General features: G+C 70.2%; 10 protein-coding genes. 4 read left to right on the top strand and 6 right to left on the bottom strand.

The genetic code is table 11. The features are described 5' to 3' along the window. The 4 genes from AB0K05_RS34540 to AB0K05_RS34525 form a co-directional block, all read left to right on the top strand. Positions 1-797 (top strand): polymorphic toxin-type HINT domain-containing protein (locus AB0K05_RS34540; RefSeq protein WP_364234811.1); only part of this gene is annotated, 797 nt, incomplete at its 5' end. Positions 798-802: 5 nt separating this feature from the next. Further along, positions 803-1,270 carry an Imm26 family immunity protein gene (locus tag AB0K05_RS34535; RefSeq protein ID WP_364234809.1) on the top strand — a complete coding sequence of 156 codons (468 nt, stop codon included), beginning with the start codon at positions 803-805 and terminating at the stop codon, positions 1,268-1,270. Positions 1,271-1,506: 236 nt separating this feature from the next. After that, on the top strand, positions 1,507-2,391 hold the full coding sequence (locus AB0K05_RS34530) for a DUF6492 family protein (protein WP_364234807.1): 885 nt from the start codon (positions 1,507-1,509) through the stop codon (positions 2,389-2,391). Then, complete coding sequence (locus tag AB0K05_RS34525) at positions 2,388-3,260, top strand: DUF6492 family protein (RefSeq protein WP_364234804.1); 873 nt, start codon at positions 2,388-2,390, stop codon at positions 3,258-3,260. Before AB0K05_RS34530 ends, AB0K05_RS34525 begins: the two co-directional genes overlap by 4 nt. On the opposite strand, the gene AB0K05_RS34520 is transcribed toward AB0K05_RS34525, so the two are convergent. The 6 genes from AB0K05_RS34520 to AB0K05_RS34495 all read right to left on the bottom strand — a co-directional run bounded on the left by AB0K05_RS34520 (position 3,239) and on the right by AB0K05_RS34495 (position 9,891). Further along, entirely contained in the window at positions 3,239-4,276 is a 1,038-nt protein-coding gene (locus AB0K05_RS34520) for a hypothetical protein (RefSeq protein ID WP_364234802.1), read from the bottom strand. The two genes, AB0K05_RS34525 and AB0K05_RS34520, sit on opposite strands and share 22 nt — an antisense overlap. Positions 4,277-4,337: 61 nt before the next feature. Then, entirely contained in the window at positions 4,338-5,225 is an 888-nt protein-coding gene (locus AB0K05_RS34515; protein ID WP_364234800.1) for a glycosyltransferase family 2 protein, read from the bottom strand. Beyond that, positions 5,212-6,660: an oligosaccharide flippase family protein gene (locus tag AB0K05_RS34510; protein WP_364234798.1), complete on the bottom strand. Its 1,449-nt coding sequence runs from the start codon at positions 6,658-6,660 to the stop codon at positions 5,212-5,214. Before AB0K05_RS34510 ends, AB0K05_RS34515 begins: the two co-directional genes overlap by 14 nt. After that, complete coding sequence (locus tag AB0K05_RS34505) at positions 6,657-7,613, bottom strand: hypothetical protein (RefSeq protein WP_364234796.1); 957 nt, start codon at positions 7,611-7,613, stop codon at positions 6,657-6,659. Before AB0K05_RS34505 ends, AB0K05_RS34510 begins: the two co-directional genes overlap by 4 nt. Beyond that, a complete protein-coding gene (locus AB0K05_RS34500) occupies positions 7,613-8,875 on the bottom strand; it encodes a DUF4910 domain-containing protein (RefSeq protein ID WP_364234793.1) in 1,263 nt (420 codons plus the stop codon). Before AB0K05_RS34500 ends, AB0K05_RS34505 begins: the two co-directional genes overlap by 1 nt. Continuing rightward, complete coding sequence (locus AB0K05_RS34495; protein WP_364234790.1) at positions 8,872-9,891, bottom strand: NAD(P)-dependent oxidoreductase; 1,020 nt, start codon at positions 9,889-9,891, stop codon at positions 8,872-8,874. The genes AB0K05_RS34500 and AB0K05_RS34495 overlap by 4 nt, the downstream gene beginning before the upstream one ends. Position 9,892 lies beyond the last annotated feature (1 nt).

The following is a 9,892-nucleotide window of genomic DNA, read 5'->3' as shown; positions in this document are numbered from 1 at the left end:
GCAAGACCCGTAGATCGATCGACAGTGAATCGTGCAGCAGCTTCGTACCCGGCACGCGAGTCCTCATGGCCGACGGCACCACCAAACCCATCGAGGACATCAGAGCCGGCGACACGATCATAGCCACAGACCCCAAGACCGGCAGAACCGCAGCCAAGTCAGTCCTATCGACTATCGCAAGCAAGGGCGCCAAAAACCTTATTACGATTACGGCGATGACCGGCGATCATGATGGCGAACTCTCTCGGACAGTGACCGCAACGGCAACTCATCCGTTCTGGGTTCCGGAGCTGGATGAATGGATTGAAGCAGGCAATCTGCAGAAGGGTATGTGGCTGCGGACATCGGCGGGGACGCGTGTCCAACTCTCGGCGACCGCTTCATGGTCGGGCAGCGACCAGCGTGTCTTCAATCTATCGGTTGCGGGTTTTCACACCTACCACGTAGCGGTCGGCGACCAAGACGCCCTCGTTCACAATGCGACCCCGTGCTTCAAGGGAGGCGTGTACACGCTTCGTGATGATACCGGTAAGGTAGTCCGGACCGGTAGAACAAATGATCTTGACCGTCGAAGGAGAGAGCATGCACGTAAGGAGGAGACATCTGATTACAAATTCCAAGTTGAATATCGGACGGATACATATGCCGAGCAGCGAGGGCTGGAGCAAGTTATCTGGGAGCAAAACGGGCGTCCCACGATGTCGGGTGTTCGGAGAACGGCGCCCATTGACCCGAGGAATAAGAAGAGAGATAGTTATATGGATGCGGCGAGAGATTACCTCGAAGGGCTCGATTAGTTAGTATGACATCCAAGCGAAAGCCGTATGGCGAGGGCGATATATTCGCAGTCCCACTACGTGGCAGTGGATTTGCTCTCGGCGTCGTCGCCCGAGTGGGCCGTTCAGGGATTACCTTGGGCTACTTTTTTGGACCTCGTCTGAACTGTATTCCCAATTCAGTCGAAGAAGGAGGGTTCAATTCGGAGGTTGCACTAAAGATATGCCTTTTCGGCGACCTTGGCCTAATCCAGGAGAAATGGAAAGTGTTGGGCCGTCTATCCAATTGGAATAGACAAAGCTGGCCCGTGCCTCGGTTTTGCCGAGACGGGAAGCTTTGTGTAACCTATGACGAATCTACATTGGAGGAGGTACGAGCGGAACGCATCCCTGGCGGCTGCGCACATTTGCCGGTAGATGGGCTAGAGGGTGCTGGCTATGTAGAGATTACATTGACTAAAATTCTTGCGCCTCAGCCTGGCTCCATGGCCTGATTCCCGTAAACGTTCATCCGTTCATCCTGGCCTCGATGACTCACGGGATGGCCGTCCCTTCTGACCGGATTCAGCTGGTGGAGTTTTTCGACCGATCGTCCTTTTCGCCGCGGGTCGGTCGCAGGCGGCCTGCCCGAGACGCTCGGGCAGGCGGCGGTTCCACGGGCCCTGTAACACCACCCCAATGCCCGCGATATGGATATAAGGGCGTTTCACGGGGGACTGGAGAGGTCTTCATGAGCGATTTGGCCGTCGTCACGCCCACCTACCGGCCCGACGCCGACCTCTTCGCCCACCTGCACCGCTCGGTCCTGGAGCACACCTCCGGCGATACCGTCCACCACGTGGTCGTGCCCGCCTCGGACCGTGCCCTGTTCGCCGGGTACGCGGGGCCGCGCTGCCGGGTGTGGACGTACCCCGAGATCCTCCCCCGCCGCATCACCCACCTGCCCGGCACCGCGCTCTGGATCGACCCGGCGCGGCCGTGGCCGCCGCTGCGCGGCTGGGTCGTCCAGCAGGCGGCGAAGATCGCCGTGACGGCCCGGCTGGACGCGCGGGTGGTGCTGGTGGCCGACTCCGACGTGGTCCTGGTCCGCGACGCCGGGCCCGAGCACTTCGTCCGCGACGGCCAGACCGTCCTGTACCGGGCCGACGGCGCGGTGCACGACGGCATGCCCGAGCACGTCACCTGGCACCGCGCCGCCCGTGACCTGCTCGGCCTGCCCGGCACCGCCGCCCCGCCGCTGCCCGACTACGTCAGCTCGCTGGCCTGCTGGGACCCGGCCGTGGTGCGCGCCATGATCGCGCGGATCGAGGAGGCCACCGGCCGCGACTGGCTGGGCGCCTTCACGGCCCACCTGCGGGTGTCGGAGTTCATCGTGTACGGGGTCTTCGTCGACGAGGTGCTGAAGACGTCGCCGCCCGGCGACACCGCGATGTGCCACAGCCGGTGGGACCGCACCCCGCTCGACCACGCCGGCGCCGTGGCCTTCGCCGAACGGCTGGGACCCCGGGCGATCGGCATGATGATCTCCGCCAAGTCGCGGACCCCCGTGGCGGCGCGTCTGGCCGCCATCCAGCGCTGCGCCCAGGTCACCGGACTCGATGGGAGCCCCCCTTGAGCAAGCTGGCGGTCATCACGCCGTCCTACGCCCAAGACGCCGAACTGTTCGCCCTCCTGCACCGGTCGGTGCTGGAGCACACCTCCGAGGACACCATCCACCACGTGTTCGTGCCGCCCGGCGACAAGGAACTGTTCGCCCCGTACCAGGGGCCGCGCTGCCACGTGTGGGTCCGCTCCGAACTGCTGCCCCGCCGCTACCTGCGAGTGCCCGGCACGGACGTGTACGTCAACTCCCGCCGCCCGTGGCCGCCGCTGCGCGGCTGGGTCATGCAGCAGACCGTCAAGATCGCCGCCGCCGGGCTGATCGACGCCGACGCGATGCTCATCGTCGACTCCGACGCGGTGCTGGTACGGCCGACCGACGCGACGTCGTTCACCCGGGACGGCCGGCTGTGCCTGTACCGCCTCGAAGAAGGCGTCACCGCCTCGATGGAGCGGCACGTGCTCTGGCACCACGTCGCGCGCGAGCTGCTCGGGCTGCCGCCACCGCCGCCGCCCCCGCTGCCCGACTACGTGACCGCGCTGACGTTCTGGGACCCGCAGATCGTGCGCGCCATGCAGCGGCGCATCACCGAGGTGACGGGACGGGACTGGCTGGACGCCTTCAACGCGCAGCTGCACGTCTCCGAGTTCATCCTGTACGGGGTCTTCGTGGACGAGGTGCTGAAGGCGGCGCCGCCGGTGAACACCTCGATCTGCCATCTGAGCTACAACCACGAGCCGTGGGACGAGGCGACGGCGGTGGCCTTCGCCGACCGGCTGGGAGCCGACGCGGTGGGGATGATGATCTCGGCCAAGTCGAACACGCCCATGGAGTCCAGGCTGGCGGCGATCCGGCGGTGCGCTCAGGTGGTGGAGTCGGGCTGACCCTCGCGGGTCACCACCTCGATCGGCCCGGTGTCCCCGCCGACGACCCGGAACTGCTGGGTGTCGCCGACGTCCTCGGCCTCGCCGGAAGCCTCGGCCTTGCCGGAAGCTTTGGCCGGGAGGGGATCGCCTCCCAAGCTCAGCTCCTCCACCGTAAGAGGGAAGGCCGGGAGCGTGGTCCGTTCAAGGGGCGTTCCGTTGCGGCGCGGCGGCGCTTCGGCCCCCGCCCCGATTCCGTCGCCGGCGGAGTGACCGCTTCCGGGGGCCGCGGAGCCCTTAGGAGAGGCGACACCTACCGCCGCGAGCGCGCCCGTGGAGCCCTCAGGAGAGGCGTCGCCCCTCTCGGGGGCCGGCAGGCGGAGGCGGGAGGGGACGCCGAGCCGGGTGATCGCGAAGGCCAGGGCCAGGCCGAGCGTGACGCCGGCGAAGGCGCCGCCGGCGGCGGCCATCAGGCGGCCCTGGACGATGGGCTTGGGCACGGAGGCGGGCATGACGTCGAGGATGCCGATGTGCGTGCTGATCGGCGCGTCCAGGGCCACCTGCCGCTCGGCCAGCTCCAGCTTGACCCGCTGCTGCGCCTTGGCCATGACCTCCCTGACCACCCGTGGCGAGGTGCTCTCCACCTCGACGTACACGAACGGCCCGTTGGTGCTGATGCCCAGCAGGTCGGGGTTGGTGCGCCCGTCGTTGATCGTGAGCGAGGTCGGCCCGCCCTCGGTGACCCCGAGTGAGGCCGCGACCTCGGGCGTGTTGGTGGCCAGGATGAGGATGCCGGCCGTGGTCCGGAGCGCGTCGTTGAACTGCAGCAGCGGGTTGGTCAGCCCTGGCTTGGACTCGGGCAGGGTCTCCAGCGTGCCGCCGCTGGCGGGCACGGTGAGCACCATGGACGCGGTCGACACGTACCGGTCCGGGACCAGGAGCCAGCCGGCCAGGGCCAGCAGGACGGCCGCCACCACGACCGGGGGCCCGACGGACTTCCTCAGGGCCAGGCCGACAACGGTCTTCCAAAAGCCCACTACATCCGCCCCCGTCGCATATAACGGTACAAAGAGGAAATCGCACGGTTCATTCGGCGTGTTACACCAGGCGGGCGAGGGAGAGCAGCTTGCGGCCAACTCGTCGACCACGGTGCGTCACCGTCCGCCGCTGCCGTCGCGCGTACATCTTGAGCACCTCCACGCGCGCCCGCCGCCGCTGGTCCTCGGTGAGGCCCGCCCGGCCCAGCCAGGACAGCAGTTCCCTGCACTGCAGCGTGTTGGCCAGGTGCGACTGCCAGGCGGGCACGCCGAGCCGCCTGGCCACGCCCGAGATGCGCTCCACCCGCCAGTTGCGGTGCGCCAGCACCTCGGGCACGTGCGCCCACGGCCCGGCGAGCGCCAGTTTGGCGGCGAACACCTCGTCCTCGCGCAGCATGTTGCGGCGCGGGATCCCGGTGGCCACCGAGCGGCGCAGCATCCCGTACAGCGGGTCGATCAGCAGGTGGCTCTCGTTCAGCAGCCTGAGCAGCTCGGCGAAGCGGGTCACCGGGTCGCCGGAGGACAGCGCGGTGCCGTCGTAGGCGGCGGTGCGCGGCACGCCGTCGGGGCCGGTGTAGGCGACCTGGGTGGTGACCAGCACGACCCGCTCGTCCGCGGCGAACGCGGCCAGCCCCCGGGAGACGCAGGGCGGGTCGAGCCGGTCGTCGTCGCCGATCCAGCGCACGTACGCGCCGCGCGAGACGCGGGCGGCGTGCACGAAGTTGTTGAGCAGGCCGACGTTCTCCGGATGCCGGTGGTAGACGATCCGGGAGTCGGAGGCGGCCAGGTCGCGGCAGAGCTCCTCCGTGCCGTCGGTGGAGGCGTTGTCGGAGATGACCAGCTCCAGGTTCTGGTGGTCCTGGGCGAGCACCGACCCGATCACCCCCTCCAGCCGGTCGGCGCCGTTGCGCACCGGCAGCGCGATCGAGACCAGATCAGCGGCCGACATGGGCCCTCCCTCCGCGTACGAGATGCAGGAGCGCGGCGCGCGGCACCGCGACGAGCACGAACAGCAGCAGCCCGGCCCCGCCGGCGACGCACAGCTCCAGGAACGCCCCGTCGACCACGGTGGCGAGCCCGGCCATGGCCACCCCGGCGAGGACGGCGGCGAGCAGCGGCCTGGCCAGCCCGGCGGCGAACAGCCCGACGGGCACCCCGGCCCGGCGCAGCGCGAGCGCCAGCAGCGGCAGCGCCAGCACCACCGCGACCACCGCGTGCGCCGTCGCGGCCCCCTGGATGCCGCCCGTACGAGCGCCGACGAGCAGGGCGGGCACCAGCGCGAGCGCCCAGCACACGTTCACCCACAGGGTCGCCCTGGTGATGCCCAGCCCGGCCAGGATGTCGGTGATCAGCAGGCTGAGCATCCGCACGGCCATCACGATCGCCAGGAACCGCAGCACCTGGGCCGAGGGCAGCCAGCGCGGCTCGTACAGGAACTCCACCAGCGCGGGTGCGAGCACGCACATGACCGCCGCGATCGGCAGCACGAGGCAGCCCAGCAGCGGGACCGCCCGCCGCACCCCCTCCTGGATCGCGGCCGGCCCTTCCTCGGCCAGCCGCGAGAAGCTGGGCAGCGCCACGTACCGCAGGGCGGTGCCGATGATGCCCGGCACCCAGGCCGCGATGTTGTAGGCGAGCAGGTAGAAGCCGAGCTGGGCGGTGCCGAGGGTGTCCCCGACGATCACCACGTCGACGTTGAGCAGCAGCCCTTCGATGCCGAGCCCGACGCAGAGCGGCAGCCCGAAGCGGAGCAGCCGGGCGGCCAGCACCCGGTCGAAGCCGAACGCGATCCGCACCCGGGCGAGCACCAGCACCAGCACGCCGGTGAGCGCGGCCCCGCTGAGCTGCCCCCAGGCGAAGCTGTAGGCCCCGGCGCCGTCCGCGGCCAGGGTGATGGAGACGGCCGCGTTGGCGCCGAACCCGGCCAGGTTGGCCCAGGCCAGCTTGTCCTGCTCGAAGCGGCGCATCAGGGCGGCGCTGCGCACCGCCGTCAGCCCATAGACGACGTTGGTGGCCATGAGGATGCGGATCACCCAGGTGGCGTCCTCGTTGCCGGCGAAGCTCGCGTAGAAGGGCGCGATCACCCAGAACAGCCCGTACAGGGTGAGGCTGGAGGCGATGGCGACGACGGTCGCGGTCGGCGCGATCTCCTCCAGCCTGCCGCGCCACTGCACGGTGGCGGCGATGACCCCGGCGTCGTTGACGTGGATGACGAACTGGCTGGCCGCCAGCGCGATGGCGAACACGCCGAAGTCGTCGTTCGTCAGCAGCCGGGCCAGGACCAGGCTCATCGCGAACGAGCCGGCCTTCATGACCACGTTGCCGAGCAGGCTCCAGCGCAGGCCGCGGCCCGCTTTGCGGCCGACCTCGCCGACGTCGCTCACGTACCGTCCTCGACCCTCTCCAGCCAGATCTCCCGCCAGAACGGGACGAACTCGCGCGGGCAGTTCGCGTTGTAGACCCCTTCGCAGACGAGGTCGTCGAGGATGATGCAGGGGTTCTTCATGTGCAGCATCCGCCCGGTCTTCTCGTCCAGGCAGCGTTCCACCCTGGCGCGCACCCGGGCGGTGCGGCCGCAGTGGCGTGCCATCTCCTCCTCGAAGCCGAGCCCCCGGTTGAGCAGGCCGTCGTCGAGCGTGGCGAGGATGTCGTCCTTGGGCCTGATCCTGACCAGCTCGCCCGGCTGGAGGTCGAGCTTGCCGGTGGGCGTGGTCCGGCCGGCCCGCCCCTCGACGAACCCCCAGCGCAGCCCGCGCCTGATCCACAGCCGGCGCGGCAGGATCTTCTTGCTCGCCTCCTGGAACCGGTTGAACAGCCCGACCAGGAACGCCCGCGCCACCGCGGGCGCCCCGGCGTTCCCGCTGCGCACGTCGGTGACGTACTGGCCGAGGTCGCGGAACGGCAGGCAGGTGGGTGCGGCCCTGAGCAGCTCGGTGGCCTGGCAGGAGTACGCGTCCGCGCCCTTGCGGGTGTTGACCTGGAGCAGCGGCAGCAGCCTCGGCGACGACGCGGCGGGCCGCGGCGGATCGCCCGGCTCGACCTTCCTGAGCCAGGCCTCCTTCCAGTAGAGCGAGCAGGCGGTCTGGCAACCGCCGTGCGCGGCCCCGTCGCAGCGGGCGCCGGTGAGGTGGACGGCGCGCTCCATCTTGCGCATGCCGCTGCGGCTGATCGTGTCGCAGAGCTTGTGCGCCACCTTGTGCACGGTCAGCCGCCGCCCGCAGTAGCGCAGCATCTCCGGCATGAACGGCAGGTTCTCCAGCTCGCCCCGCTCGTCCAGCGTGGCCAGGATCTCCTCCCGGCCGCGGACCTCGACGAGGTCGCCCACACGCAGCTCCATCAGTCCTCCCGTTTGAGCAGCCCGGCGCCTTCGAGCGCGGCGGCGGCGTCGGCGACCATGTCGAAGGGCAAGCCCGACCGGTCCGCGACGTCCAGCAGGCTGTGGCCGCCGTCGGACTGGTTCAGCACCCATAACATCGCCAGCTGCGCCTCTCGCGTGTCACTGCGCCCGCCGATCGACCCGTACAGGCCGCGTCTGCCGAGCTGCGGCTCGCCGTACGGGCTGAGGTTCCGGTAGCGGCCGTCGCGTTCGAGCACGCGCACCGCCTCCCAGAGCGTCTCCAGCGTGTCGGCCATGGCTTCGGCGGTGACGAAGCCCGGGTGGTCGCCGGAGGTGTGGTACTCGGGGTAGCCCGCGTACGGGGTCCTCGTGAGGCTGCCGACCGGCAGGTCGAAGCCGGGCGAGCAGTACTGACGCTCGTCGTACCCGTACGGGGAGAAGTCGAGGATCGTGTGCGGCCGGCCGGCGAGCACGTGCGCCAGCGCGCGGTCCACGCCCGCGTCGCCGCGCCTGCTGCGCTTGTAGGTGAGCGGGCCGGGGTCGCCGGCGCAGGCGAGCGTCAGCCCGGCCCCGATCCGGCCGAGCCGGTCGCGGTTGCGCGCCAGCCAGGTGATCGCGCCGATCGTGCCGGGCGCGAACACGAACCGGTACGTCAGCCGCGGCGCCTCCAGCCGGGCGGCGAGCGCGACGGCGACGGCGATCCCGGCCAGGTTGTCGTTGGCCAGCGACGGGTGGCACACGTGGCAGGAGATCAGCACCTCCTCGTCGCTGGTGCCGCGCACGACGTGCTCGCCGTAGGTGAGGTGCCCGTCGGCCAGCGTGGCGTCGATCAGCACCTCGTACGGCCCCTCGCCGAGCCCGTCGAGCGTCCGCTGACTGAGGCAGAAGCCCCACGTCTCGCTGTAGTAGCTGGTCCGGTACGGCACCAGGTCCGGCTGCTCGGGCAGCGTGTGCAGCCGCGGCCGCAGCTCCTCCAGCGTGTACGTGCCGCGCACCGGCACGCTGTAGCCCACCACGTGCAGGTTGAGCCGCCGGAAGTCGATGACCCTGGCCCCGGAGGGATCCTTGACGTACGCGTCGCGGATGTTCCACTCCTTGGGCACCGTCCAGTCGAGCACCTGCGTCCCGGTGGGCACCTCGTGCACGTCGAGCGGCAGGTGCTCGCCGACGATCTCCAGCGTGCGGCGCACGCCGTCGCCGGTGATGGAGCGGCAGACCGGGTAGAGCCGCTCGACCAGGGCGTGCATCTCCTCACCGGTCACGCGCGCAGCTCCGGGGTGACGGTGCCGTCGGCGCGGCGGTCGGCGAGCCTGGCCAGCCGGGTGAAGCGCCGTTCGAAGCCGTGCGCGGTCAGCCCGTGCTCGCGGTAGGCGTCGGCCAGCTCGACCGCCCCCGCCTTGACCGTCCACCGGGCGTGGAAGCCGGGCAGCGCGGCCCTGATGCGGGAGAAGTCCACCCGGTACGAGCGCGGGTCGGCCCCGCTCTCACCGGTGATGAGCAGCTCGGCCCCGGGCACCGCCTCCACCACGTGCTCGGCGATCTCGGCGACGGTCAGGTTGTTCTGCTCCCAGCCGACGTTGAACGCCCGGTCGTGCACCGCCTCGCGCGGCGCGGCCAGCGCGGCGGCGAACGCCTCGGCGATGTCGGCCGCGTGCACCAGCGGCCGCCACGGCGTGCCGTCCGACAGGACCCGCACGGTGCCGGTCAGGTGGGCGTGCGCGACCAGGTTGTTCAGCACGATGTCGGCCCGCAGCCGGGGCGAGAACCCGAACGCGGTGGCGTTGCGCAGGTAGACCGGCGAGAAGTCGTCGTCGGCCAGCTCCGCCAGGTCGTCCTCCACCCGCACCTTGGACTCCGCGTACGGGGTGACCGGCCGCAGCGGGGCGTCCTCGCCCAGCAGCTCGTCCCCGCCCGAGGCCCCGTACACCGAGCAGGTGGAGGCGTACAGGAAGCGGCGCACGCCCGCGTCCCGCGCCAGCCTGGCCAGCCGGACGGAGGCCGTGTGGTTGATGGCGTAGGTCAGCTCGGGGGCCAGCGCGCCCAGCGGGTCGTTCGACAGCGCCGCCAGGTGGACCACCGCGTCGAAGCCGTCGAGCAGCCCGGCGGTCACGTCGCGCAGGTCCGTCCGGTGGCCCGGCGGATCCGCGGGATCCGGGCCCAGCACGCAGTCGGCGAACAGCCCGGAGTCGAGCCCGGTCACCTCGTGGCCGGCGGCGGCGAGCACCGGCGCCATCACGGTGCCCAGGTATCCCAGGTGCCCGGTGAGCAGAACGCGCATG

Origin of the sequence: Nonomuraea sp. NPDC049486 (genome assembly GCF_040676925.1) — a bacterium.
In the GTDB taxonomy this organism is placed as follows: Bacteria; Actinomycetota; Actinomycetes; order Streptosporangiales; family Streptosporangiaceae; genus Nonomuraea; species Nonomuraea ferruginea.
The sequence above is the reverse complement of the archived record's forward strand: the minus strand, read 5'-3'. Positions and strand labels throughout refer to the sequence as shown.